The organism is Campylobacter lari, assembly GCF_001017575.1.
Taxonomy (GTDB): Bacteria; Campylobacterota; Campylobacteria; order Campylobacterales; family Campylobacteraceae; genus Campylobacter_D; species Campylobacter_D lari_C.
This window is the reverse complement of record NZ_CP011372.1, coordinates 108,268-132,368: the sequence shown is the minus strand read 5'-3', so window position 1 is coordinate 132,368 and position 24,101 is coordinate 108,268. Positions and strand designations below refer to the sequence as shown.

Genomic DNA, 24,101 nt, shown 5'->3' with positions numbered 1-24,101 from the left:
TTATGAAAAATTTAGACACACTTTTAGAATTAGCCTTAAAAGCGGGCAAGGAAGCCTCAAAAGTATTGCTTGAATATAAAGACAAAAATACCTTGTGGCTTAAAGATGATGATTCTCCAGTAGGTTTAGCTGATATAAAATCTAATGAAGCTATTAGTGAGATTTTAGCTTCAAGCGATATAGCTATATGCTCTGAAGAAAATATACTCTCTTATGAAGAAAGAAAAAATTTAGAGTATTTTTGGCTTATAGACCCTCTTGATGGCACTAAATCTTACGCTAAAAAAGATAAAGAATATTGTGTTTTAATCGCATTAATCCACAAAAACACCCCTGTGCTTTCGCTCATAGGTGATGTGGAAAATCATGCATTTTATTATGCACATATTCATACTAAAGTTTATAAAAATAATGAAATTTTAAATCTTAGTTTAGAGCAATACGAAAAGGTTAAAAATATAGCCCTCTACTCTAAAAATCATGATAATAATGAAGATTTTTTTATTCAAAATCATCTTGAAGGCATTAAGGTTTCATCTGCTTTAAAGTTTGTATATTTACTTGAAGCAAAAGCTGGAATTTACCCACGTTTTGGTGGCCCAAAAGCTTGGGATATAGCTGCGGGAGATTTTTTAGTCAAACAAAATGGTGGAATTTTATATGATTTTGACAAAAAGGTCTTGGATTACAATAGTCCTGATTTTAAACTTCCAAGTTTTATAGCTTTTGCTAAGAATGAATTTAAATTAAAAGGTTTTTAGTGAGATTTTTTTTAATATTTTTTTGTTTTTTAAGTGCTATTTATGCTAACTCTTTTGCGAATAAAAAAATCGTCAAATTACAAAATAACGATGATTTTAATATCATCAATCTTGAACAAAATATAAATTATGATAAACTCTCACACATTAACACCTTAGCTTTAGTGCCAAGCTACAAAAAAGAATATAATTTTTATTTTTCAAACTTAAAAATCGATGCTAAAACCATGGCAAAAGACACGCTAAAAGCATTAAGTGCTATTTTAAATGAGCAAAATAATTTTGCCTTACTTAGTCAAAAAGAAAATCAAACTTATATCAACAGCCAAAATATCTTACAAACAAATAAAAATTTCATCAATGCAAATGAGTTTTTAGAATTTAATCGTTTTAAAAAGGCTGATTTTATTATTTTGCTAGATTTAAAAAGCATTCAAGCAAGCCAACAAAATTTCTTGCTTTTTTCCAATTTTGAAGTCAAAGCTGACATAGAGTACAAACTTTTTAATGCCAAAACAAAAAAACTAAAAGATCATAAAATCCTTACTATCAATACTCAATTTAGCACAAATGATAAAAAGAAATCTTATCAAGAATTAGTCCAAGAAATAGCTACAATTGTTTATGAAGATATTAAAAATACTATATAATCACCACTTCTTCTTCTAAAACAATCCCAAATTTTTCAAAAACTCTTTTTTTAGCAAGCTCTATCAAAAATAAAGCATCATCAAAACTAGCATGTTTTTTATTGATTAAGAAATTTGCATGTTCATTGCTAAACATCGCATCATTTTTACTAAAACCTTTAAGATTAACTGCTTCTATCAACCTTCCTGCATGATCGTTTTTTGGATTTTTAAAAATAGAGCCAAAGCTAGCGCCTTTGGGTTGATTTTTTCTTGCATTTTTTAAAAGCTCATCTTTAACTGGGTCAAATCCATATTCTAAAAAAAACTTCGCACTAAACATTACTTCTTTAATAGGATTAAACCTATAAGCAAAAGCGATGTTTTGTTTTAAAATTTCTTGATTAAAAGTGCAAATGCTGATTAAGTTTTTACTAATATCCTCATCTTTTAATCCTGCATTCATTTTTAAAATACCACCCAAAGTCCCTGGGATATTTCTTAAAAACTCAAAGCCTTTTAGGTTATTTTCTTTAGCAAAATGATACATTTTAAAAGATTTCACGCTAGAGCCTATCTCTAAAAACATACCTTTTTCATTTTGCTCTAAAATTTTAATATAATCAAAACTTTTCCCTAAAATTCCAAGTTTTTTGGGTTTTGGAGAGATTAAAAGATTATTTGCCCCACCTATTAAAAAACCATCAAATTCACAAGGCTCTTCAAGTACTTGCACTTCAAAGCTCGCGCCTATACGCACAGAAGAATACTTAGAAAAATCAATAATCATCGAATAAAACTTGGAATTTGATTTAAAATATTCGTTGTAAAATCTATCATAGAACTTATCATCCAAGGCATTAAAAATACTATCACCACGACAACAAGTAAAATTTTTGGCACAAAAGAAAGCGTAGCTTCATTAATTTGCGTTACAGCTTGAAAAATACTTATAATAAGCCCTGCGATAAGCCCTGCTAAAAGCATAGGTAAAGAAAGCATAAGTGTGATTTTAAAAGTTTGTACACCCAAGGCTACTAAAGTACTTTCCATATTTTCTCCTTAAAATTTAAATTCTATCAAGAATTTCTAAATTCTTCATACTCACTAGGTATAAGATAATCTTTGCTTTTTATTAATTTCTCATAAAATCCATGATTAAATCCAAGCTCAAAAAGCTTATCTATGGCATTGTATTGTTTATCATTCATATTTATAGAGTTTTTATTTGCATATAAATTCAAATACACATCAAGTTTTTGCGCATCAACGCGTATTAAATTACGCTCTAAAAGCATAGAGGCTAAAATTTTTCTATTATGATCGGCTACTTCTACTGCTTTAATCAAATCTTTTTCAACCGCTATTGCATCATTAAGTGGCAAAGATCTTCTAAGCGCCATACCACCCAAAGGCAAAGGCAAATCATCTTTGGCTAATTCTTGCCAAATATCCCAAAGTTCAGCCTCAACACATAAACTAGAATCAAACTCTAAAATACTCTCATGTATAAGCACTCCCGCATCAACCTCATCTTCTAAAACAGCCTTTTCAATCTCTAAAAAATTCTTATAAACTATCCTAGCTTGTGGGTATTTTATACGAAAAATTAAAGCATTAGTAGTGTGCGCTCCACTCAAAGCAACTTTAAAATTTGGCTTTAATTTTTTATCTTTTTTCTTAATAAGCTTTGGTCCATAACCCTCGCCAAAACTCACAGCAGTTTTTAACAAAGCATATTCACTAGCTATCAAAGGATAAAGCGCAAAAGATATCGCACTAACATCGTATATATTTTGCAATGCAAGTTCATTTAAAGTTTGTATATCTAAAGCTGTATTTTCATACTCATAAGCATTCCCAACCCAACCAAATTTAATCGCCATATACATAAAAATATCATCAGCATCAGGAGAGTGCGCTACGCTAATTTTTTTATTCATTTTTTTCCTTAAAAATTTAAAAAAGTATTTTAGCAAAATTCAAAATAAAAACTTATATTAAATTTCTTTTTGATACAATTTTAAACATATTATAAAAGGATTAATAAGCATGGATGATAATAAAAGAAAATCACTTGATGCAGCTTTAAAAAGTCTTGATAAAACCTTTGGAAAAGGCACTATCTTAAGACTTGGCGATAAAGAAGTTGAAAAGATTGATTCTATTCCTACAGGTTCTGTTGGACTTGATTTAGCTTTAGGAATTGGTGGGGTTCCAAAAGGAAGAATTATAGAAATTTATGGACCTGAAAGCTCAGGTAAAACCACACTTACCTTACACATCATAGCAGAATGTCAAAAAAAAGGTGGAGTTTGTGCGTTTATTGATGCTGAACACGCACTAGATGTAAGATATGCAAAAAATTTAGGTGTTGATACAGAAAATCTTTACATTTCTCAGCCAGACTTTGGAGAGCAAGCCTTAGAAATCGTTGAAACTATAGCAAGAAGTGGGGCTATTGATCTAATAGTAGTAGATAGCGTTGCCGCACTTACTCCAAAAGCAGAAATCGAAGGTGATATGGGAGATCAGCACGTAGGTCTTCAAGCAAGATTAATGAGCCAAGCTTTAAGAAAACTCACCGGTATCGTTCATAAAATGAACACTACTGTAATTTTCATCAATCAAATTCGTATGAAAATAGGCATGATGGGCTATGGCACTCCTGAAACAACAACTGGCGGAAATGCTTTAAAATTTTATGCTTCAGTGCGTTTAGATGTAAGAAAAACAGCCACTTTAAAACAAAATGATGAGCCTATTGGAAACCGTGTTAAAGTAAAAGTAGCCAAAAATAAAGTAGCTCCTCCTTTTAAACAAGCTGAATTTGATGTGATGTTTGGTGAGGGTGTAAGCCGTGAGGGTGAGTTAATAGACTATGGTGTAAAACTTGATATTATTGATAAAAGCGGTGCGTGGTTTTCTTACAAGGCTTCTAAACTTGGCCAAGGTAGAGAAAATGCCAAAGCCTTTTTAAAAGAAAACCCAGCTATTGCAGATGAAATCACTCAGGCTATACAAAACTCAATCGGTATAGATAGTATGATTTTGGGTGCAAAAGAAGACGATGAAGAAGGAGAGGAATAATGTTAATTATTGAAGATTTAAGAGCTTTTGAAGTTTTAGACAGTAGAGGCAATCCTACCATTAAAGCTGAAATCATGTTGAGCGATGGTAGCGTTGGTAGCGCTATCGTTCCAAGTGGTGCAAGTACAGGAAAAAAAGAAGCTTTAGAATTAAGAGATAATGATGAAAGATTTGGCGGAAAAGGTGTTTTAAAAGCGATTGAAAATATCAATGGCACCATAGCTGAAAATATTATAGGGCTTGATGCTTTTAATCAAACCCAACTAGATAATACTCTTTTAGAGCTTGATGGGACAAAAAACTACTCTAATCTAGGAGCAAATGCAACTTTAGGAATTTCTATGGCAACAGCACGCGCTGCTGCTAATGCGCTAGGTGTGCCTTTATATCGCTACTTAGGTGGAGCAAATGCAAGTGTATTACCTGTGCCAATGTGTAATATCATCAATGGTGGTGCGCATGCAAACAATAGCGTAGATTTTCAAGAATTTATGATTATGCCTTTTGGTTTTTCAAGCTTTAAAGAAGGATTAAGATCAGTTTGTGAAATTTATGCAGTATTAAAAAAAGAATTAGCTAATCTAGGTCACTCTACTGCTTTAGGTGATGAGGGTGGTTTTGCACCAAATTTAGCAAATAATACAGAGCCTCTTGATCTTTTAATGACTTGTATTAAAAAAGCAGGTTATGAAAATAAAATCAAACTTGCACTAGATGTAGCAAGTAGCGAACTTTACAAAGATGGTAAATACCATTTAGAAGGTAAAGTTTTCTCAAGCGAAGACTTAATCGCACGTTATGAAGAATTATGCGCTAAATACCCAATTTTTAGCATCGAAGATGGTTTAGCTGAAGATGATTATGAAGGTTGGATTAAACTTACTCAAAAGCTTGGCAATAAAGTTCAACTTGTAGGTGATGATTTATTTGTGACTAATGAAGATATTTTAAGAGAAGGTATTATGAAAAATATGGCAAATGCTGTATTGATTAAACCTAATCAAATCGGAACAATCACTCAAACCATGAGAACAGTAAGATTAGCTCATAGAAATAATTATAGATGTATTATGAGTCATAGAAGTGGCGAAAGTGAAGATGCTTTTATAGCTGATTTTGCAGTAGCACTTAATACAGGACAAATCAAAACAGGTGCTCTAGCAAGAGGTGAAAGAACTGCTAAATATAATCGCTTATTAGAAATTGAACTTGATAATGATGAGTATTTAGGAGATAAACTCTGAGTGATTTATTAAAAGAGTATGATGAGCATTCCAAAAAAAAGGAAGCTCATCATCAGCTCATCAAAACTATTGCTTTGTCATTTGTAGCTATTATTGTTGCAATGTATTTTGGTAATATGTTTTTTGGTAAATCTTCACTAGATGTGCTATTAACACTTAAAGAAGAGCAAAAAATTTTAGAAAAAAATATTATAATCTTAAAAGCTAAAAATGCCCAAGCCCAAAAAGAATACTTGCAGCTTTTAAGACTTAAAGGAGAAAATTCGCATGAGAATTAATTTTTTTATACTGCTTTTATTATCTTGTGTGCTTTTAAACGCAAAAGACAATCCTTTTGATAATAATATAGAACAACAAAACACCGAATTTGCCAAACTTAGTCCTTTTCAAAGACAAGATTTTAACTTTAATTCCAATGCGAGAATTTTAAAAAATATTACCATTACCTATATTAACCTTGATGGCTCTGAAGAACAAACTACTCTAGATATATACAAAAGTATTAATTGGCATGATACCTACTCATTTATAAAAACTAAAAGTCCAAATGCCACGCCTATACTTGATGTATCTGTAACCGTACCACAAAAACAAGGAAATAAAAACTCAAAAACAGAAGAAAGCAATACTACTTTAAACATAGAAACACCTCTTTTTAGTGGAAATATTTATAATTTTATCTCCATTGGTTTTTACAACAATAAAATCAATATCAAAACCCAAGATAAAATACTAAGACATTTATCTATAGGAGATCCAACTAAAATTATTATAGATTTTGCTAAAAAACAAAATTTCAATACCAAAACACTACAGGTAAATACAGCAAAGGTTAGAAAAGTTGTATTTGGATCACATAAAGGGTATTATCGCTTGGTTATATATCTTGATGGAAAATACAGCTATCAATATTCACATAGTGAAAATTTACACACATTTAACTACCGCTAAGAGTTTTTAAACTCTTAAGCAAATCTATGATCATAAATAATCATTTGAAATCTTTGAGCTATCATTCTAGCTCTTTCTATAATGATACTTCTTGGTTCATCTTCAAAAACTTCTTGCAAACTCTCATCAAATAAATTAAGCCAAATATCAAAAAATTCTCTAGGAAATGGAGGTAATTCATGATGGGCTCTCAAAGGTGAACCACTATAACTTGGATCAGCTAAAAACATTCCAGCCCAAAAACTTGCTATTTTTTCTTTATGTTTTTTCCAACTCTCATCATCTGTACCAATTTTCTCATTAAAAATAGGTCCTAAATCTTTATCTACCCTAACTTTTGCATAAAAAACATCCATAAGTTTTTTAATACCATCATGATTAATAGTTTCAAATTTCATACTTTTCCTTAAAATATTTTTTACTTATTGTATTAAATTTATGGATTAAAAATATAAACAAAAATCAATTTTTAGTATAATTTTAAAAATAAAGCTAAAGAAAAACTATGACTTATACCATTTTACCGCCTAATCAGTTCTTGGATGATTATGTTTTAAATGTGCAATTACACCAATTAGCAAATATCTCTAAAAACGCTTATAAATTTTGGAAAAATATTCAAGCAGCACGCTATCAAGGTACAAGAGTGGTATTTTTACACAAAAAAAGTGTTTTAAAAAAACACCAACATCTTATACAAAAATGTGAAAATTTAAGCGGCTATGTATTAGCAAGTGCCTTTTGCTCATTCACTACTTTAGCTCCATCTCATTTAGTAGAAAAAAATAATTCTCAAATTTATAAAATCTTAGATATAAAAGAAGTATGCGGAGTTAAATTTGTAAATTTAAAGGCATTTTACGATCTTTTAAAGCTAGATTATAATTATAATATTTATATCGAAAAATGCCATTTTTTTAGCCCCACTCCTTTGGAAAAGCGTATTAAAATCACTGAGAGTATGTGCGTTGGGTATTACTAAGATATTTAAACATCAAAGCACAAATAAGTGAGATTATAGCCATAGCTAACATATAAAATCCCAAAGAAAAACGAGTAATATTTTCTAAATTTGCTAAAGCAATGGTGTGCAAAAATAAAGCAAGTTGTGGAGTAAAACCACCAGCTAATGCATAAGCTATATTATATGAAAAACTAAGTCCTGAAAATTTAATCTTAGCATCAAATACTTCACTCATCATTAAAGGACAAAAATTCATCACTCCGGCAAAAAAACAAGCACTTAAATAACACACGCTCACTGTATTAAAATCAGGTGTTTTAGTATAAAGAGCATTAAAATAAAACAAGCAAGTTAAGAAAAATCCTAATGAAAAAACCACACAAGCTTTCACTATGCCTATTTTATCAGCCAAAATTCCACTTAATATACAGCCAATTACAAGTACAACTATGCCAAGCATTTGCATGTAAGTTTGAATGCTTGCATCAATACTTAAAATTTTTGCCATAAAAGAAGGTATAATCAAAATCATCACAACAATACAAGCAGTTAAAACCCAAGTTATTAACATAGAAAGCACAACGCCCAACTTGGCTTTTTTAAATACTTCTTTTAAAGGGAATTTTTCTAAGGCTTTATCTTTTTTCATTTGCTCAAAAACAGGAGTTTCTCTTAAAAATTTACGCAAATAAGCAGAAATGATCCCAAAAATTCCTCCTAAGAAAAATGGAATTCTCCATGCCCAATCATAAAGCTCTTCCTGTGTAAAAAATTTATTCATCATCAAAAATACAAAACTACCAAGTAAAATTCCACCTACCACAGAAGCTGTTAAAATCCCAAGATAAGTACGTTTTTGACCCTTTGGAGCATGCTCAAATACAAAAACCCAAGCACCAGGCAATTCCCCGCCTATAGCTATACCTTGACAAATCCTTACAAATACTAAAAATACTATACATAAATACCCTATGCTTTCATAAGTAGGTATAAAAGCAAGTAAAAAAGTTGGTATAACCATCAGTAAAATACTAAGCATAAACATTTTCTTACGACCAAATTTATCACCAAAATGCGCCATTACTATACCACCAAGCGGTCTAGCTAAATATCCTGCAGCAAAAATCCCATAAGTATTAAACATTTGCCAAAATGGGCTTAAATTTTCAGGAAAGAAATTTTTAGAAATATAACTTGCAAAAAATACAAAAATGATAAAATCATAAAATTCTAAAGTCCCTCCCAAAGAAGAAAGACCTAAAACTTTTATATCTTTTTTACTAAGATTTTTACTCACTCTTAATCCATCTCATAAGTATCATCATCACTATAATCATCATCGTATTCATAATCATCATCATCGTAATTGTATGATCTTTGATTATTTGCATAAGTATCTTCATCTATTTCATCATACATTTCATCATCATAATTTTCAAATTCTTCATCATCATAAGCCATTATAAATCCTTTAAAATTTTTTAGTAGTATTTTAATATAAAAATATACATTTTGGTATAATTTTTCAAACTTTACTTAAGGAAAAATATGAATTTAACGCACTTAGATGAAAAAAATCATCCCAAAATGGTAGATGTAAGTCAAAAAGATATCACCCAAAGAGAAGCTTGTGCAAGCGGTAAAATATACATGAGTAAAGAAGCATTTGAAGCTATCATTGAAAACAAAGCTAAAAAAGGACCTGTTTTACAAACTGCCATTACAGCAGCCATAATAGGAGCTAAACAAACTTCAAATCTTATCCCAATGTGCCATCCTTTAATGATTTCAAAAGTACAAACTCATATAGAAGAAAACAAAGAAGAAAGTTCTTTTAAACTTTTTGTAACTGTAAAATGCGAAGGAAAAACAGGAGTTGAAATGGAAAGCTTAACTGCTGTTAGCATTGGACTTTTAACTATTTATGATATGGTTAAGGCTATTGATAAAAGTATGCAAATTACTGATATAGTTTTAGAAAGTAAAGAAGGAGGAAAAAGTGGTAAATATCTGCGATCTTAAAAAAGAACCTATTATAAACTATCCTACTTTTTGGGATTATAAAGTCGTTTTTGAAGCTGGGATTGATGCTTTAGAAGTTTTTACTCAAATACTTAATGAAAGAGAATTTAAATACAAAATCTCAAATACTAGCAAACAAGGCACATACAAAAGTTATCTTTTAAGTGTTTATGTTGATAGCAAAAGCGATCGTTTAAATATTTTCAATCAATTAAAAAGCAAAGCCAAATTTGTACTATAAAAAGGAAAATTATGAAAAATTTAGCCATTATTTTTGAAAATTCTCTCCTAGCTTGTGAAAAAAATGAAATTCCAAACCTAATTGGAGATCTCGTTTTTAATTTAAGTTATAAAAAAATTAGTTTTGAAAATGCCAGCAATGAAGAACTTTTTGCTATCTTTTCTAAGGTATTAGAGAAAGTTGAACTGATAAATGAAGAAAATATTTCCAAAATAATCCAAGGTATCATTAAAGCTAGAGTAGAAGAGGATAAAAAAACATTTTTTAATTATATTAACGAATACGGTAAATTAAAAGCAAAAATTGAAGAACAAAAAAACACTATTAAATACAAAATTTGTGATAATTTTTTTGATCTAGAAAAAACTTTAAAAGATTTGAATTTAAATGAATTTAATATAAGCATCAATGATGCTATACTTTATGATATAGAAATACTGGGCCTTTTAAAAGAAACTGCCGAAAGCGCCTTTATAACAACTTTAGAAAAAGGTGAAAATATAGAACTTACCTCTTGTGAAATTGCTAAAAATTTAGTTTTTAATGCAATTTGCGAAGGAAGTTTTGAAAAAGAAAGAATTTTAAAAATTTCCCAAACAGTCTTAAATTCTGCTTTTGAACTTGCTAACGAATCAAAAGCTTTTGCTTATGATTTGTGTATAGGAAGTATTTATGGGGCACAAGATGGGATTTCTTTAGCAATTGAAAAATTTAAATCAAGCTTTGCATATAGTATTTTAGAGTATGATTTAAAAAATAAAGAAAAAGAGCTCATAGATATAGAACAAGAATTCATACAATTGCTCAAACAATTATCAGTAAAATTAAACGATCCTGTAAAAGATATACTCAAAGATCTATTGGAAAATAAATTTGATACTTTATTTGCTAAATTTAAACGCTTGATTCAAGAAAATAGAGAACAAATCCTTATCAAAATCAATGAAATCAAGCAAAATCCAAAAATTGATGATTTTAGCAAGCTAGCACAAAGCAAACTTAATATTCTAACTAAAGAGTTACGCGAGCTTGAAAAACTTGCTAGTCATAAATATAAAAGTTTAGATAAAAACAATGCAAAAGAATTAGGAGTAAGATTGTGGGAAAAAATTAACAAACTAATAAAAAAATATTAAAAAACAAAAGTTACCATTTTATCAAATACATCAAATGAAAGAGGTAACTAATGTTTAAAAATTTTAATTTAACTACAAAAATGATTTTAATTTTATCTTCTGTAATATTTATTGGCATAGGAATTTTATCTGTAACGATAATCTCAAAAAGCCAAGAAATGCTTAATGATGAAGCTCATAAACTTCTATTAAGTAGCGCCAATAGATACTCAAATGGGATTCAAGCAATTACCCAAAACGCATATTCAACACTAGAAACAGCACAAGGCGTTATTAAAAATTTTGCAAATAAAGATAATAACTTAGATATAGAAGATCTTAAAATTTTAATAAGCAGTATGCTAGATTCAAATTCTTGGACTTATTTTGCATATATTCATCTTAACCAATACCACGACAATAATCCTTTAAATCTTACTCCATCAGGAAAGTTTTTATTATTAGCAAAAGATGAAAATCCGCAACAAAAAGGATCAATTAAATTCATCCAAGCTGAAGAAGTAATCTTGCAACAAAATTCTCTCATAAAAGCTTTACAAACCAAGCAACCTGCCGTTGGAAGACCTAGAGATTATTCTATAAATGGAGAAAAATTATACTTAGTAAACATTGTTTTGCCAATTTTTGGAAAGAATAATGAAACAATTGGTGCAATAGGTATGCTTGTGCGCATTGATTTACTGAGAGAAGAATTAAATGATCCAAATAAGAGTTTATTTGCAAATGACCAACGTTTATTAATTTCAAGTGATGGTTTAATCATATCTAGCCCAAAAGCAGAATATATTGGAAAAATCATCACAGAAATTAATCCTCATCCTAGTGCAAAAACAATACTAGACATGCAAAGCACCAAAACCAATGGCTTATTTACTTTTATACCTGCTTCTACAAATGAAGAAAATTTAGCCCAGCTTGTAAATTTTGATCTTTGGGAGGGCTCTAATGATCATTGGAGTGTTGTAACTATAGCACCAAAAAAATCAGTGGAAAAGCCTGCTGATTCTTTAGCGTTTATTATATTTGCAATTTCTACAATTGTGCTTTTTATTATTATTAGTGTGATTTATTTTTATGTTAAAAAAAGTGTTGTTGGAGCAATTCATAAACTTCAAACCGGTCTCAACTCTTTCTTTGATTTCATCAATCATAAAACTAAAGATTCAGCTATGATAGATGTTAAAACAAATGATGAGCTTGGTGCTATGGCAAAAGCTATCAATGAAAACATCACCAAAACTAAAAATGCATTAGAACAAGATGCTAAAGCAGTAGAACAATCAGTAGATACAGCTAAAGAAATAGAAGGTGGTAATCTAACAGCTAGAATTACTGCAATTCCTGCTAATCCTCAATTAGTAGAATTAAAAAATGTATTAAATGAAATGCTAAATGTATTAGAACAAAAGGTTGGTTCTAATATGAATGAAATTAATAGAGTATTTGATAGCTATAAGGCATTAGACTTTACTACTGAAGTTAAAAATGCTAAAGGTGGAGTTGAAGTAACTACTAATGTATTAGGTCAAGAAATCGTAGCTATGCTAAGACAATCATCTGAATTTGCTTCTTTATTAGCAGATGAAAGTGGTAAATTACAAAGTGCTGTTAAGAACTTAACAGATTCTTCATCTTCTCAAGCTTCTTCTTTAGAAGAAACAGCAGCAGCACTAGAAGAGATTACTTCTTCTATGCAAAATGTATCGCATAAAACTAGTGAAGTTATTGCTCAAAGTGAAGAGATTAAAAATGTTACTTCTATAATAGGTGATATTGCAGATCAAATTAACTTGCTTGCATTAAATGCTGCTATTGAAGCAGCTCGTGCAGGAGAACACGGTCGTGGCTTTGCTGTTGTTGCAGATGAAGTTAGAAACCTAGCTGAAAGAACTCAAAAGTCTTTAGGTGAGATTGAAGCTAATACTAATATCTTAGTTCAATCTATTAATGAAATGGGTGAGAGTATTAAAGAACAAACTACAGGTATTACTCAAATAAATGATGCTGTAGCACAAATTGATCATGTAACCCAAGAGAACTTAAAGATAGCAAAAGATAGTGCTATAGTAGCTGATAATGTAAATAAAATAGCTAGTGATATCTTAGAGGATGCTAGGAAGAAGAAGTTTTAAATAATTAAACTAAACCCTTAGTGGGTTTAGTTTAACTACTATCCTTCATTATGTTTTTAATTGCTTTTTATAATTTTCATATATTTTTCATTATTACAAAAAATTTCTTATAAAAAATATCTATAAACTAAAAGTATAAAAAATTAAACAAGAATATTAATTATAAATAATATAAATAAATATTTAAGACTATTAAAAATTTTAGAAAATGAATATCAACATCTTATATTATTTATATATTTTTATTGAAATTTGAAAATTTTAGAAATTTTTATGATACTTTTGTAAGAAATTGTTATATAATACGAATAAGTTTATAAATGAAACTTAAATAAAACCCACAAGGAGTACATCATGGGAACAAGAAAAGAACACGACTTTATTGGTGAGTTAGAAATTTCTGATGAAGTTTATTATGGAGTGCAAACTTTTAGAGCACTAGAAAACTTCCATATGAGTGGTAGAAGATTACAAGATTATCCTTATTTTGTAAAAGCTTTCGCTCAAGTTAAAAAAGCAGCTGCTCTTGCTAACAAAGAAGTTGGAGTTCTTGATGCTGACAAAGCTGATGCTATCGCCAAGGCTTGCGACAGATTGATTGCTGGTGAATTTTTAGATCAATTTGTAGTAGATATGATCCAAGGTGGTGCTGGTACTAGTACAAATATGAATACTAATGAGGTTATCACCAACATTGCTCTTGAAAGCATGGGGCACAAAAAAGGTGAATACCAATACCTTCATCCAAATGATCATACAAACTTAGGTCAATCTACAAATGACACTTATCCAAGTTCAATCAAAGTAGCAACCTATGCAAAACTTACTGATCTTTTAAAAGCTATGGAACTTTTAAAAACCGAATTAGAAGTTAAAGCTAAAGAATACAAAGATATCATCAAAATGGGTAGAACAGAGCTTGAAGATGCAGTTCCTACAACTTTAGGAAACACTTTCAACGCTTTTGCTAGCTATATTAAAAGCGATATTGAAAAAATCACAGCAGCTCGTGAATCAATGACTTATTTAAATCTTGGTGCAACAGCTATTGGTACAGGAATCAACTGTCATCCTGATTATAAATTTGTGGTTGAGAAAAAATTAAAAGAAATTACTGGTGTTGAATTTAAACCAGCTGAAGACTTTATCGCTGCTACTCAAGATACAGCTGATTTTGTGCATGTAAGTGGTGCACTAAAAACTGCAGCTGTAAGACTATCAAAAATTGCAAACGATTTAAGATTAATGAATTCAGGTCCAAGATGTGGTTTAGCTGAAATTAGCTTGCCTGCTATGCAACCAGGTAGTTCTATCATGCCAGGTAAGGTAAATCCAGTAATTTGTGAAGCAGTAGGTGAAGCTTGCTATGAAGTTATAGGCAACGATGTTACCATTATGCTTTGCTCTGAAAGAGGAGAATTTGAACTTAATGCATTTGAACCAGGTATTGCTTATGGACTATTCAATTCTATAGTGTTGCTTGAAAATGCTATGAAAACTTTAGCTGAAAAAGCTATTAAGGGATTAAAAGCAAATCCTGAAAACTGCAAAAAACTTGTTTTAAACTCAATTGGAATTGTAACTGCATTCAACCCGGTTCTAGGTTATGAAAAATCTGCAAGTATTGCTAAAGAGGCTTTAGAAACAGGTAAGGCAGTTGGTGATATTTGTCTTGAAAGAGGTTATTTACCAAAAGAAAAAATTGATGAGATTTTAACACCAGAAAATATGTTAAATCCTCATATGACAGAAAAAAGAAAAGCTTAATAATTTAGGAGTTTAATCATGGATATTATGATTATTTTACAACTTGTTGTCTTTCTTGGGGCAATATTCATAGGTATCCGCCTTGGTGGCATAGCGATAGGCTATGCCGGAGGTTTAGGTGTTGTTATTTTAGGTCTTGTTTTAGGTATGAAACCAGGTAATATTCCTTGGGATGTTATCTTAATCATTGCTGCAGCAATTGCTGCAATTTCTGCTATGCAACAAGCAGGTGGTTTGGATTATATGGTAAAAGTTACCGAAAGAATTTTACGTAAACATCCAAGATTTATCAATTACCTTGCACCAGCTTGCGGTTGGTTACTTACTATTTTAGCAGGTACTGGTAATGCGGTATTTTCATTAATGCCTGTTGTTATTGATGTTGCAAAATCACAAAACATCAAACCATCAGTTCCACTTTCATTAATGGTTGTTGCTTCACAAATTGGTATTACAGCTTCTCCTGTTAGTGCTGCTGTTGTTTATATGACTGGTGTATTAGAACCACTTGGTTGGAATTATCCTGCATTAATTGGTATTTGGATTGTAACTACTTTTGCTGCTTGTATGATTACAGCTTTCATTGTAAGTTTAATCACTCCAATGGATCTTAGCAAAGACCCTGTATATCAAGAACGCTTAAAAGCTGGTCTTGTAAAAAGTGCTTCTGATGTTTTACAAAGTGAAGACAAACCGGGTGCAAAACTTTCAGTTGCTATTTTCTTATTCACAGTATTAGCAGTTGTTCTTTATGCTACAGCAATTTCTAACAATATCAAATGGATTGATCCAGTAGTTATCCCAAGAGATGCCGCGATTATGAGTTTCTTATTAACCGCCGCAACATTAATTACATTCTTATGTAAAGTTGAACCTGCAAAAATTTTAGATACAAGTGTATTTAAATCAGGTATGACAGCTTGTGTATGTGTATTTGGTGTTGCTTGGCTTGGAAATACTTTCGTTGCAGGTCATGAAGCTGGTATTAAAGAAGTAGCAGGTGAATGGGTTAAACAAACTCCAGCTATGCTTGCTGTTGCTTTCTTCTTTGCTAGTATGCTTTTGTATTCTCAGGCAGCTACTGCAAAAGCTATTGTTCCAGTTATCATCGCCGCATTAGGAATTTCAGCTACAAATCCTAGCGACTCTTATATGTTAGTTGCTTGTTTTGCTGCTGTTTCAGCACTTTTCGTTCTTCCAACTTACCCTACTTTATTAGGTGCAGTTCAAATGGATGATACAGGTACAACAAGAATTGGAAAATTCATATTTAACCATGCATTCTTTATCCCTGGCGTATTAGCTATAGCTATAGCTGTTGCTCTAGGTTTCTTAGCAGTAGGAATGCTTTAATACTCTAACTTTCCACTTTTAAAGTGGGAAGTTTTCTTCTTTTATTTATTAACTAATTTTAAGTAGAATGTTTTTTTAATTTCAAAGAATTAATATGACAAAATTATCCTTAGATAGAAAAAATATAAGAATATTATTTATAGGTTATATTCTAGTAGCACTTTTTGGCACTTTTATCCTTATGCTTCCCATTATGCATACTAAGCCCATATCTTTTTTAGACGCATTTTTCACTAGCGCTTCAGCTGTAAGTATGACAGGACTTATTGTACTAAACACTTCATTGGATTTTAGTTTTTATGGACAACTTGTCATCTTATTACTTATTCAAATAGGCGGTTTAGGCTATATGAGTATAGCTATGGCTTTATATATTTTAGTGCGTAAAAAAATGAGTTTTGGAGAAAAAAATCTTTTAAGAGAATCCTTGATTTATCCTGGCGCTGATGGGCTTGTAGGATTTTTAAAAAAGGTTTTATTTTTTGTATTTGCTATTGAACTTATAGGTGCGGTATTATTATTTCTAAGGTTTAAGCTTGATATGAATTTAAGCGAGGCTCTATGGGCTAGTATTTTTCACTCCATTTCTGCTTTTAATAATGCAGGATTTAGTATATTTGAAAGTGGCTTAATGCCTTATAGAGAAGATTTTTGGATTAATTTTATTATCACCTCTTTGATTATCATTGGAGGCTTGGGTTATTTTGTATTATTAGAATTATACTTTTTTTCTAAAAAGCGTTTTGCAAGCCTAAGCTTACACACAAAACTTGTTTTAACTTCTACTATTATATTGATTATTTTTGCAAGCTTAGTGGTTTTTTTATTTGAATACCATAACCCAAAAAGCATAGGAGAATTTTCACTTTTTGATAAAATTATGAGTGCTTATTTTACAGCGGTAAATTACCGAACGGCAGGGTTTAACACTCTTGATCTTAGCACCTTTAAAGATGCAAGTTTATTTTTTGGATCTTTGTTTATGATTATAGGTGGTGCGCCTGGTGGAACAGCTGGTGGTATTAAGGTAACTACTATTGCTGTATTGTTAATCTATGCTTATTGGAGTATCAAAGATAGCAATGCAAGAATTTTTAACTTTGAAATTCCTACAGAAACTATTAATAAAGCTTTTATTATAGCGGTAGGTTCTATTGTATATATCATCACTTGTGTGTTACTTTTATCTTTAATCGAGAATGATAAAAGTTTTTTACCTTTGCTTTTTGAAACAAGTTCAGCTTTTGCTACAGTAGGAGTTTCAGTGGGCGATGGTGGAACTTTATCACTTAGTGCGCTTTTTAATTCTGAAAGTAAGTTAATTATCATTTTACTTATGCTTAGTGGTAGAGTGGGTGTGCTTGCATTTTTATTTAGTATATTTTTTAAAGAAAAAGAAAAATATTTAAATTATCCAAAAGGAAAAATCATATTATGAAAAAAGAAACTTATGGTATTATAGGACTTGGAAGGTTTGGCTCTGTTTTAGCAAAAGAACTTATTGATCAGGGTAAAAGAGTTATTGTTTCAGATATTGATGAAGAAGCTGTTAAGGAATTACAAGATCATGCAGATTTTGCTTATATTTTGGATTCTACTCATACTATAGCCTTAAAAGAAGCAGGCTATGCAAATGCCGATGTTGTCATACTTAGCATAGGTGAAAATTTAGAATCAAGCATACTCACTTTCATGGCCTTAAAAGAGATAGGGGTAAAAAATATCATTGCTAAAGCAAATTCTTCTACACATGGACAAATTCTTTCAAAACTTGGGGTTAATAAGGTTATCTATCCTGAAAAAGAATCTGCAAAGCGTTTGGCTAAAATTCTTATTACTAATCCTAATTTTGAAATCATAGATCTTTCAGCTAATACCATCAAAGTGGCAAAACTTTTAGTGGATGAAAATTTAGCAGGAAAAACTTTGCAATCTATCGGACAAAATTTAAAAGTTATTGCGCATAAACAGCACGATACTTGGAGTATTATGCCAAATTTAGAAGCTACAGCCTATTTAAATGATATATTAATGCTACTTGGAACTCAAGAAGAACTAAACCGATATGAATACTGATGGTGTCAAGGGGGAGACTTGAACTCCCGACCTCCGGCTTATGAGACCAGCGCTCTAGCCAGCTGAGCTACCCTGACATAAGAAAGAAGTTAAAATTATACTTTATTTTGCTTAACATTTCATAAAATACTTATTTTGTAATTTTTATATATTTTTTAACTTTTTTGTGCTACAAATATAAAACTATATCAAAAAAGGATTTTAATGCAAATTAACTCAAGTTATAGCAATACCTTTTACACACAAAATCCTTATCAAAACGAAGACAAAAAACAAATTAAAGAAAACATTTCAGAAAAAGAAAATCCACAGCAAACAAAAGAAAATGATAACGATCAAGAAAAAGATAAAAAAACTCAAAAAGTCAACGGTAAAGACTTAAGCAATGAGGAAGTAAAACAAGTACGAGAACTTGAAAAAATCGACAGAGAAGTAAGAGCTCACGAGGCAGCCCATCAAGCAGCAGGTGGAGCTTTAGCAGGGGCTGCAAGTTTTGGCTATACAAGAGGCCCTGATAATAAAATGTATGCAGTTGAAGGAGAAGTGCCTATAAGAATACAAAAAGGCAATACTCCTGAAGAAACTATAGCAAATGCTATGCAAGTAATTGCTGCAGCTATGGCACCAGCTGATCCTAGTCCGCAAGATTATAAAGTAGCAGCTAATGCTATACAAATGCAAAATGACGCGCGCACCGAACAAGCTAAAATAAAAGCAGAAGAGCTAAAAGCACAAAATGAAAAAAGCGAAAACAAGAATAAGGAAAAAGAAAATCCAAATTCCAAAGCTATAAAATCATACACACAAAATACATCACAAGATTACATAGGAAGTCAGTATAACAAAAGCGCATAGTGGCAGAGAGGAAGGGATTCGAACCCTCGGTGAGTTGCCCCACACACGCGTTCCAGGCGTGCTCCTTCGACCGCTCGGACACCTCTCTAAAAACGAAAATTATAACTTATTTTTTTAAATTTACACTAAAAAAGGGAATTTATGAAGTTTTTTTACTCTTGTTTTTATCTTTTTGTTTTACTTTTTTTAAGCGCTTGTTCAAATCATGCTAATATTAATTTATCCTATGAAAAAGCCTTTATAAATAAACAATGTGATGAAAATATCCTAGCTTTAAAAAACGCAGATAAAGACACCATATACACAGGGTTAAATTTAGCCTCTTTAGCAAGAGTTTGTAAAGATTATGAAAAGAGCAATGCATTTTTTGATAAAGCAGAAGAAGCTTATAAATACGATGTAGATTTACAAAACGAGCTTCAAAAAGCCACAAGAAATTTTAGTGAAATTTTACTTAATGATACCATCAATGACTATCAAGGTTATTTTTATGAAAGGATTATGCTAAATACTTACAAAGGTTTAAATTATATGAGCTTGGGTGATTTTAAAAATGCAAGAGTAGAGTTTAACCGAGCTTTATACAGACAAGATAGAATGAAAGAATATTTTTATGATTACATACAAAAAGCCCAAGAAGAATACCAAAAAGAACTTCAAAAAGATAAAAAAACATATGCGAGTTTTCAACAAAATTTAAGCCCTATCTATAAACAATATGATAATCTTCTTAGTGCATTTAACGCAAATAAAAATTATACTAATATCTATGCTAGCTATCTTAGTGCCTTATTTTTCTTTTTTGACAAAGATTATATTAAAGCTTATGAGCTTTTAAAAGAAGTAGCCTTAAGCGATGTGAAAAACAAACAACTTCAAAAACAATTTCAAGTATTTGAAAAATTCACTCATTTAAAAACATCCTTCCCTAGTCAAAAATATATTTTTATTATCTATGAAGATGGTTTTAGTGCTACAAAAGAAGAATTTAATCTCACTTTACCATTTGTTTTTAATGATAATCTTGCAAATATTAGCGTAGCTTTTGCTTATTTAAAGTCAAGAAATGCTTCTTATAAATTCTTGCAAAGTCAAGATGAAAAAACCCAAAATTTAATTTATTTTGATGATATTATAGCAAGTGAGTTTAAAACTCTTTTACCTTCTATGGTGATGAAAACCCTAGTCTCAAGCGCACTTAAAACTTCAATTAATTTAGCCATAGCTAATAATGATTCAAGTGGTTTTTTATCATTTATTAGCACTGCTAGCACTGCTTTAATCAACAAAGCCGATCTTAGAATGTGGCAAGCTTTACCAAAAAGTGCTAGTATTTTAATGCTAAAAAATGAAGGTTTAGTTAAAATTTATGATGATAAAGAAAAAATGATTTTTGAAGATGCGTTGGAAAAAGATAAAAATTATATTGTGCTTATAAGATCTTTTGCGCCAAATTCAAATATTATTTATAAAATCAAAGAACAATAAGGAGATAAAATGAAAAAAAGTTTATTTTTTATGATTTTTGCACTTTTAGTTTTCAGTGCTTGCTCTTCACAACCAAAATATACCGATGGCAAAGCTTCTCAAAAAGTGCAAGGCGATGCACTTACTTTAGGACTTGATAGAGAAGATTTTGAAAAAACTGCTGAAGATATGATACAAAGTTTGCTCAGCGATCCTGCTTTTGCAAATTTAAATAGCTCCAATAGAAAAGTTGTTGCTATAGGAAAAATCATCAATGACACCCCACAAAGAATAGACACAGACAAACTCACTTCAAAAATTACCATAGCATTAAGAAAATCTGGAAAATTTATACTAACAACTGCTGTAGCAGCAGGTGGAGCAAAAGATAGCTTATCTCATGATGTAAGAGACTTAAGAGACAATGAAGAATTTAATCAAAACTCCATAGCTAAAAAAGGCACACTTTTAGCCCCAAATTTCTCACTTTCAGGTAAAATCAGACAAGATACTGTGAAACTATACAATGGCAAAATTCAAACCGAATATTTTTTTCATTTAATTCTTACGGATTTAACTAGTGGCTTAGCCTTTTGGGAAGATGAAAAAATCATCAATAAAACAGGCAAAGGCAAAAGTGTAACATGGTAAAAAAACTACTAATTCTTTTTTTAACCCTAGTCTGTCTTTGTCAAGCACAAAGTGCTTTAAACAAAGAAAGTTATGGCGAGGGTTTTGGAAATACAAGAAGTGAAGCGATAAAAAATGCTATCAATGAAGCCCTAGGAAAAATGGAGGGTTTAAAACAAGTCAAGCTTAAAAAATTTGAGTTTAATTTTAATGGAAATTTCAATATAGGCTATGATGAAGAAATTGATTTTGTTAGCAATGGGGTTTTTAATAGCTATGATATTAAATCCTTAACTCAAACAAATCAAAACGAATTTCACGCAAAAGTTGTAATTTATAAAAAACTCTATAGTGAAAAAAACCTTGAGGATAAAAGTTCGCTAATTATCATCAACAAAGTTAAAGATGAACTCTCAGCTAAATTTGAACAAGAACTTTTAAGCGTTTTGCTCCAAAGTAAAAAATTTAGAATTTTAGATAGAGCAAATCTTGATCTTTATAATCAAGAAAAATCTTTACTTATAAAAAATGCAAGCGACGATGAGCTTATTAAGCTTTACAATGTTTTAGGTGCTGATTTTTTACTCATTTTAAATCCTAAAATAAAACAAACACAAAATGAAATTAGCACTCAAACTTATGATATTAACATTGATTATCGTTTGATAGAATTTGCTACAACTCAAATCAAAGCCTCTAATACCTTAGAGTTTAAAATGAGCTCTACAAGCAATTCAAGCAAGCAGAAAGCCCTTAGAGGCATTGCTACAAAAATTACAGAAGATATTTTTAAACATTCTAAAGACAATCAAGAAGAAGAAACAGAGCAAGGTTTAGACGCAAACTATCAAATCAACAATGAAGGTGGAGTTAATTTAGGTTTTTAGCCTCTAAAAACTCACACCTTTTGCAAAGCTCGGCTTTTAAAATTCCTTGCTTAAATCCTTCTTTTAATTCCATATATAAAGACGAATTTAAAAGCTCATTAAAATCTTTTTCAAAACAATTTCCTAGTTTTATATCCCCTTTAGTATCCAAACAACAAGGCACTAAAGTTCCATCACTTAAAATAGCAATTTGCCCATTTAAAGCATGACAAAACCCCTTCTCTCTAACAACCTCATCTTTCAAAGAAGGCCATTTAAAAAGCCTAGCTTGGTGTAAGATAATATGCCTTTCCAAGCGATTTTTAGCTTTTTGCTTTTGAATTTTTACTTTAAAAATTTGCTCTAAAAAATCATAAATTTTCTCATTTTCCAAAGGTGGGTTGAAATTTTTATCCAAATTCCATAGTCTTAGGTTGATAAAAGAATTATTTTTATTTTCTAAGTGCAAAAAAATAAGTTTCAAAATAGGCTCAAAGTATTCTTTTAAGCTCATTTTACTTTGAGATAAAAAAGCACCCAAGGAAATATTGATTTGTCGGACGTTTTTAGAGTCTAAAATGAGCTTTATCTTCTCATCATTAAAATAAAACCCACTCGTAGTAAGCTCTATTTGCATATTAAATTTTAAAGCTATTTTTAAATACTCTTTTAAATTTAAAATCCTTAAAGGATCTCCAAGTACATGAAAAGTAAAAAGCTTAGCGTGATTATGCACGCTTTTACAAATTTTTTCAAAGTTTTCAAGGCTCATTTGTTTTCTTTGGGCTTTTTGGCTAGGACAAAAATCACATTTTAACCCACAAATATCACTTAATTCTATATAAATTTTCTCAAATCGCATAATCACTCTTTTTAAAAAGTTCAAGTGCTTTTAGAGAAAGTTTTGAAAGAGCAAGATGTTCTAAGTCTTTACAAGAAAATGCTTTTGCTTTTAAATCTTCAAAATCATCATCTTTTAAAAAATACACCTTAGCATTGATTTTGTATTTAGTGTAAGAATGTTTAAATTCTCCTATAAATTTTGCATTTTTTTGGTTTTTATATTCTAAAAAATTATACATATTAAAATACAATTTTTCTACACTTTTAACAAGCAAGAATTGCTCATTTTTTTGTACTATAAGTATATTTAAAATGGTATTTTCGTATTGATTTTTTTTAGTTGGGTTGAATTTTTCATATTCATTTTTTCCACTACAAAAGCTTACTAAAGGGCAAACTTCACATTTTGCATTTTTAGGCAAGCAAACCAAAGCCCCTATATCTAGTAAAGCTTGATTATGATCAAATGCATTATCATGGTTTAAAAATTCTTTTGCTTTTTGTGTTAAAAGTTTAGAGTTTGGATTTTGCAAACTGTAAAATCTACTCAAAACTCTTTTAATATTTGAATCCACAAAAGACTTAGCTTGCAAAAAGCCAAAACAAGCTATAGCTCCGGCTGTATACTCCCCAATACCAGGAAGCTTTTGAAGCTCTTTGATATCAAATGGTAATTTTGCATTAAATTTTTGCACACATATTTTTGCACATTTGTGCATATTTCTAGCTCTAGTATAATACCCAAGTCCTTGCCAAGCTTTTAAAACCTCATCTTCACTTGCCATAGAAAGTACTTTTAAAGAAGGAAATTTAGCTAAAAACTGAAAATAATAATTTTGCAAAACACTTTTTACCTGAGTTTGTTGAAGCATAATCTCACTGACATAAACCGCATAAGCAATATCAATATTTTTTAATTTTTCCAAATCATCTGCTTTAGCGTATTTTTTATATTCATCATGCAAAATACGCCAAGGAAGATTTTTTCTACCATTTTCGTTATACCAATTTAAAATATTTTCATGAATCTTTTGCATTAAAACTTTCTTTATTTTTAAAAAAATTATACAATCT

The 24,101-nt window shown here is 30.4% G+C and carries 27 protein-coding genes and 2 tRNA genes; 19 read left to right on the top strand and 10 right to left on the bottom strand.

Translation table 11 applies throughout. From position 1 onward, the window contains the following. Nucleotides 1-2 precede the first annotated feature (2 nt). Both CD56_RS00795 and CD56_RS00790 read left to right on the top strand, forming a co-directional pair. Nucleotides 3-761, top strand: a complete 759-nt coding sequence (locus CD56_RS00795; RefSeq protein ID WP_047207901.1) for a 3'(2'),5'-bisphosphate nucleotidase CysQ family protein — start codon at nt 3-5, stop codon at nt 759-761. After that, a complete protein-coding gene (locus CD56_RS00790) occupies nt 761-1,411 on the top strand; it encodes a hypothetical protein (protein ID WP_047207900.1) in 651 nt (216 codons plus the stop codon). Before CD56_RS00795 ends, CD56_RS00790 begins: the two co-directional genes overlap by 1 nt. Here CD56_RS00790 and CD56_RS00785 read toward each other — a convergent pair. Genes CD56_RS00785 through CD56_RS00775 form a run of 3 tightly spaced genes read right to left on the bottom strand, consistent with a single transcriptional unit; the run spans nt 1,404 to nt 3,333 of the window. Continuing rightward, a complete protein-coding gene (locus tag CD56_RS00785; RefSeq protein ID WP_047207899.1) occupies nt 1,404-2,180 on the bottom strand; it encodes a UDP-N-acetylmuramate dehydrogenase in 777 nt (258 codons plus the stop codon). The two genes, CD56_RS00790 and CD56_RS00785, sit on opposite strands and share 8 nt — an antisense overlap. Next, a complete protein-coding gene (gene fliQ / locus CD56_RS00780; RefSeq protein WP_012660903.1) occupies nt 2,177-2,443 on the bottom strand; it encodes a flagellar biosynthesis protein FliQ in 267 nt (88 codons plus the stop codon). The genes CD56_RS00785 and fliQ overlap by 4 nt, the downstream gene beginning before the upstream one ends. Before the next feature lie 26 nt (nt 2,444-2,469). After that, a complete protein-coding gene (locus tag CD56_RS00775) occupies nt 2,470-3,333 on the bottom strand; it encodes a menaquinone biosynthesis family protein (RefSeq protein ID WP_039617276.1) in 864 nt (287 codons plus the stop codon). Nucleotides 3,334-3,442: 109 nt separating this feature from the next. On the opposite strand from CD56_RS00775, the gene recA reads away from it, so the two are divergent. From recA to CD56_RS00755, 4 genes are all read left to right on the top strand, one after another. Beyond that, nucleotides 3,443-4,480 (top strand): recombinase RecA, encoded by a 1,038-nt coding sequence (gene recA / locus CD56_RS00770; protein ID WP_039617275.1) that lies wholly within the window; start codon nt 3,443-3,445, stop codon nt 4,478-4,480. Next, on the top strand, nt 4,480-5,724 hold the full coding sequence (gene eno / locus CD56_RS00765; RefSeq protein ID WP_047207898.1) for a phosphopyruvate hydratase: 1,245 nt from the start codon (nt 4,480-4,482) through the stop codon (nt 5,722-5,724). The genes recA and eno overlap by 1 nt, the downstream gene beginning before the upstream one ends. Before the next feature lie 74 nt (nt 5,725-5,798). Next, nucleotides 5,799-6,002, top strand: a complete 204-nt coding sequence (locus CD56_RS00760) for a hypothetical protein (RefSeq protein ID WP_047207897.1) — start codon at nt 5,799-5,801, stop codon at nt 6,000-6,002. Further along, nucleotides 5,992-6,675, top strand: coding sequence for an AMIN domain-containing protein (locus CD56_RS00755; protein WP_039617270.1), 684 nt, complete (start codon nt 5,992-5,994; stop codon nt 6,673-6,675). Before CD56_RS00760 ends, CD56_RS00755 begins: the two co-directional genes overlap by 11 nt. 14 nt (nt 6,676-6,689) lie before the next feature. On the opposite strand, the gene CD56_RS00750 is transcribed toward CD56_RS00755, so the two are convergent. After that, nucleotides 6,690-7,073, bottom strand: coding sequence for a group III truncated hemoglobin (locus CD56_RS00750; protein ID WP_047207896.1), 384 nt, complete (start codon nt 7,071-7,073; stop codon nt 6,690-6,692). 107 nt (nt 7,074-7,180) lie between these two features. On the opposite strand from CD56_RS00750, the gene CD56_RS00745 reads away from it, so the two are divergent. Continuing rightward, nucleotides 7,181-7,657 carry a hypothetical protein gene (locus CD56_RS00745; RefSeq protein ID WP_039617266.1) on the top strand — a complete coding sequence of 159 codons (477 nt, stop codon included), beginning with the start codon at nt 7,181-7,183 and terminating at the stop codon, nt 7,655-7,657. On the opposite strand, the gene CD56_RS00740 is transcribed toward CD56_RS00745, so the two are convergent. Both CD56_RS00740 and CD56_RS00735 read right to left on the bottom strand, forming a co-directional pair. Continuing rightward, the gene (locus CD56_RS00740) at nt 7,626-8,936 is read right to left on the bottom strand and encodes an MFS transporter (RefSeq protein WP_047207895.1); all 1,311 of its coding nucleotides are present in this window, start codon (nt 8,934-8,936) and stop codon (nt 7,626-7,628) included. The genes CD56_RS00745 and CD56_RS00740 overlap by 32 nt on opposite strands. 2 nt (nt 8,937-8,938) lie before the next feature. Beyond that, nucleotides 8,939-9,100 (bottom strand): highly acidic protein, encoded by a 162-nt coding sequence (locus CD56_RS00735; RefSeq protein ID WP_047207894.1) that lies wholly within the window; start codon nt 9,098-9,100, stop codon nt 8,939-8,941. Between the two features lie 87 nt (nt 9,101-9,187). On the opposite strand from CD56_RS00735, the gene moaC reads away from it, so the two are divergent. The 8 genes from moaC (at nt 9,188) to CD56_RS00695 (ending at nt 18,366) form a co-directional block, all read left to right on the top strand. Next, nucleotides 9,188-9,661 carry a cyclic pyranopterin monophosphate synthase MoaC gene (gene moaC / locus CD56_RS00730; RefSeq protein WP_047207893.1) on the top strand — a complete coding sequence of 158 codons (474 nt, stop codon included), beginning with the start codon at nt 9,188-9,190 and terminating at the stop codon, nt 9,659-9,661. Further along, nucleotides 9,639-9,902: an HP0495 family protein gene (locus tag CD56_RS00725; RefSeq protein ID WP_039617258.1), complete on the top strand. Its 264-nt coding sequence runs from the start codon at nt 9,639-9,641 to the stop codon at nt 9,900-9,902. Before moaC ends, CD56_RS00725 begins: the two co-directional genes overlap by 23 nt. 11 nt (nt 9,903-9,913) lie before the next feature. Beyond that, complete coding sequence (locus CD56_RS00720; protein ID WP_047207892.1) at nt 9,914-11,038, top strand: hypothetical protein; 1,125 nt, start codon at nt 9,914-9,916, stop codon at nt 11,036-11,038. Nucleotides 11,039-11,088: 50 nt separating this feature from the next. Next, a complete protein-coding gene (locus CD56_RS08150) occupies nt 11,089-13,170 on the top strand; it encodes a methyl-accepting chemotaxis protein (protein ID WP_047207891.1) in 2,082 nt (693 codons plus the stop codon). Nucleotides 13,171-13,524: 354 nt separating this feature from the next. Then, complete coding sequence (locus CD56_RS00710) at nt 13,525-14,937, top strand: aspartate ammonia-lyase (RefSeq protein WP_039617251.1); 1,413 nt, start codon at nt 13,525-13,527, stop codon at nt 14,935-14,937. 18 nt (nt 14,938-14,955) lie between these two features. Then, on the top strand, nt 14,956-16,290 hold the full coding sequence (locus tag CD56_RS00705) for an anaerobic C4-dicarboxylate transporter (protein ID WP_039627765.1): 1,335 nt from the start codon (nt 14,956-14,958) through the stop codon (nt 16,288-16,290). Nucleotides 16,291-16,384: 94 nt separating this feature from the next. Then, a complete protein-coding gene (locus CD56_RS00700) occupies nt 16,385-17,728 on the top strand; it encodes a TrkH family potassium uptake protein (protein ID WP_047207890.1) in 1,344 nt (447 codons plus the stop codon). Next, nucleotides 17,725-18,366: a potassium channel family protein gene (locus tag CD56_RS00695; protein WP_039617245.1), complete on the top strand. Its 642-nt coding sequence runs from the start codon at nt 17,725-17,727 to the stop codon at nt 18,364-18,366. Before CD56_RS00700 ends, CD56_RS00695 begins: the two co-directional genes overlap by 4 nt. On the opposite strand, the gene CD56_RS00690 is transcribed toward CD56_RS00695, so the two are convergent. Further along, a tRNA-Met gene (locus CD56_RS00690) sits at nt 18,367-18,443 on the bottom strand. Nucleotides 18,444-18,570: 127 nt separating this feature from the next. Here CD56_RS00690 and CD56_RS00685 point away from each other — a divergent pair. After that, the gene (locus CD56_RS00685) at nt 18,571-19,221 is read left to right on the top strand and encodes a putative metalloprotease CJM1_0395 family protein (RefSeq protein WP_047207889.1); all 651 of its coding nucleotides are present in this window, start codon (nt 18,571-18,573) and stop codon (nt 19,219-19,221) included. On the opposite strand, the gene CD56_RS00680 is transcribed toward CD56_RS00685, so the two are convergent. Beyond that, nucleotides 19,222-19,309: transfer RNA gene (locus CD56_RS00680), tRNA-Ser, on the bottom strand. 53 nt (nt 19,310-19,362) lie between these two features. Here CD56_RS00680 and CD56_RS00675 point away from each other — a divergent pair. The 3 genes from CD56_RS00675 to CD56_RS00665 are packed head-to-tail and all read left to right on the top strand — an operon-like array spanning nt 19,363 to nt 22,205. Next, on the top strand, nt 19,363-20,709 hold the full coding sequence (locus tag CD56_RS00675; protein WP_047207888.1) for a hypothetical protein: 1,347 nt from the start codon (nt 19,363-19,365) through the stop codon (nt 20,707-20,709). A gap of 9 nt (nt 20,710-20,718) precedes the next feature. Then, nucleotides 20,719-21,339: a penicillin-binding protein activator LpoB gene (lpoB, locus tag CD56_RS00670; protein WP_047207887.1), complete on the top strand. Its 621-nt coding sequence runs from the start codon at nt 20,719-20,721 to the stop codon at nt 21,337-21,339. Next, complete coding sequence (locus tag CD56_RS00665) at nt 21,333-22,205, top strand: hypothetical protein (RefSeq protein WP_047207886.1); 873 nt, start codon at nt 21,333-21,335, stop codon at nt 22,203-22,205. Before lpoB ends, CD56_RS00665 begins: the two co-directional genes overlap by 7 nt. Here CD56_RS00665 and CD56_RS00660 read toward each other — a convergent pair. Both CD56_RS00660 and mutY read right to left on the bottom strand, forming a co-directional pair. Next, nucleotides 22,189-23,046, bottom strand: a complete 858-nt coding sequence (locus CD56_RS00660) for a radical SAM/SPASM domain-containing protein (protein WP_047207885.1) — start codon at nt 23,044-23,046, stop codon at nt 22,189-22,191. The two genes, CD56_RS00665 and CD56_RS00660, sit on opposite strands and share 17 nt — an antisense overlap. Beyond that, the gene (mutY, locus tag CD56_RS00655) at nt 23,036-24,079 is read right to left on the bottom strand and encodes an A/G-specific adenine glycosylase (RefSeq protein ID WP_052768399.1); all 1,044 of its coding nucleotides are present in this window, start codon (nt 24,077-24,079) and stop codon (nt 23,036-23,038) included. The genes CD56_RS00660 and mutY overlap by 11 nt, the downstream gene beginning before the upstream one ends. Nucleotides 24,080-24,101 lie beyond the last annotated feature (22 nt).

What these genes read in the sequence shown, in the direction of transcription:
- CD56_RS00665 (WP_047207886.1), top strand. Translation starts at nt 21,333, where the DNA reads ATGGTAAAAAAACTACTAATTCTTTTTTTAACCCTAGTCTGTCTTTGT.
- CD56_RS00735 (WP_047207894.1), bottom strand. Translation starts at nt 9,100, where the DNA reads ATGGCTTATGATGATGAAGAATTTGAAAATTATGATGATGAAATGTAT.
- CD56_RS00720 (WP_047207892.1), top strand. Translation starts at nt 9,914, where the DNA reads ATGAAAAATTTAGCCATTATTTTTGAAAATTCTCTCCTAGCTTGTGAA.
- CD56_RS00705 (WP_039627765.1), top strand. Translation starts at nt 14,956, where the DNA reads ATGGATATTATGATTATTTTACAACTTGTTGTCTTTCTTGGGGCAATA.
- CD56_RS00675 (WP_047207888.1), top strand. Translation starts at nt 19,363, where the DNA reads ATGAAGTTTTTTTACTCTTGTTTTTATCTTTTTGTTTTACTTTTTTTA.
- recA (WP_039617275.1), top strand. Translation starts at nt 3,443, where the DNA reads ATGGATGATAATAAAAGAAAATCACTTGATGCAGCTTTAAAAAGTCTT.
- fliQ (WP_012660903.1), bottom strand. Translation starts at nt 2,443, where the DNA reads ATGGAAAGTACTTTAGTAGCCTTGGGTGTACAAACTTTTAAAATCACA.
- CD56_RS00750 (WP_047207896.1), bottom strand. Translation starts at nt 7,073, where the DNA reads ATGAAATTTGAAACTATTAATCATGATGGTATTAAAAAACTTATGGAT.
- CD56_RS00700 (WP_047207890.1), top strand. Translation starts at nt 16,385, where the DNA reads ATGACAAAATTATCCTTAGATAGAAAAAATATAAGAATATTATTTATA.
- CD56_RS00660 (WP_047207885.1), bottom strand. Translation starts at nt 23,046, where the DNA reads ATGCGATTTGAGAAAATTTATATAGAATTAAGTGATATTTGTGGGTTA.
- lpoB (WP_047207887.1), top strand. Translation starts at nt 20,719, where the DNA reads ATGAAAAAAAGTTTATTTTTTATGATTTTTGCACTTTTAGTTTTCAGT.
- CD56_RS00795 (WP_047207901.1), top strand. Translation starts at nt 3, where the DNA reads ATGAAAAATTTAGACACACTTTTAGAATTAGCCTTAAAAGCGGGCAAG.
- CD56_RS00775 (WP_039617276.1), bottom strand. Translation starts at nt 3,333, where the DNA reads ATGAATAAAAAAATTAGCGTAGCGCACTCTCCTGATGCTGATGATATT.
- CD56_RS00685 (WP_047207889.1), top strand. Translation starts at nt 18,571, where the DNA reads ATGCAAATTAACTCAAGTTATAGCAATACCTTTTACACACAAAATCCT.
- CD56_RS00695 (WP_039617245.1), top strand. Translation starts at nt 17,725, where the DNA reads ATGAAAAAAGAAACTTATGGTATTATAGGACTTGGAAGGTTTGGCTCT.
- CD56_RS08150 (WP_047207891.1), top strand. Translation starts at nt 11,089, where the DNA reads ATGTTTAAAAATTTTAATTTAACTACAAAAATGATTTTAATTTTATCT.
- eno (WP_047207898.1), top strand. Translation starts at nt 4,480, where the DNA reads ATGTTAATTATTGAAGATTTAAGAGCTTTTGAAGTTTTAGACAGTAGA.
- moaC (WP_047207893.1), top strand. Translation starts at nt 9,188, where the DNA reads ATGAATTTAACGCACTTAGATGAAAAAAATCATCCCAAAATGGTAGAT.
- CD56_RS00755 (WP_039617270.1), top strand. Translation starts at nt 5,992, where the DNA reads ATGAGAATTAATTTTTTTATACTGCTTTTATTATCTTGTGTGCTTTTA.
- CD56_RS00785 (WP_047207899.1), bottom strand. Translation starts at nt 2,180, where the DNA reads ATGATTATTGATTTTTCTAAGTATTCTTCTGTGCGTATAGGCGCGAGC.
- CD56_RS00710 (WP_039617251.1), top strand. Translation starts at nt 13,525, where the DNA reads ATGGGAACAAGAAAAGAACACGACTTTATTGGTGAGTTAGAAATTTCT.
- CD56_RS00745 (WP_039617266.1), top strand. Translation starts at nt 7,181, where the DNA reads ATGACTTATACCATTTTACCGCCTAATCAGTTCTTGGATGATTATGTT.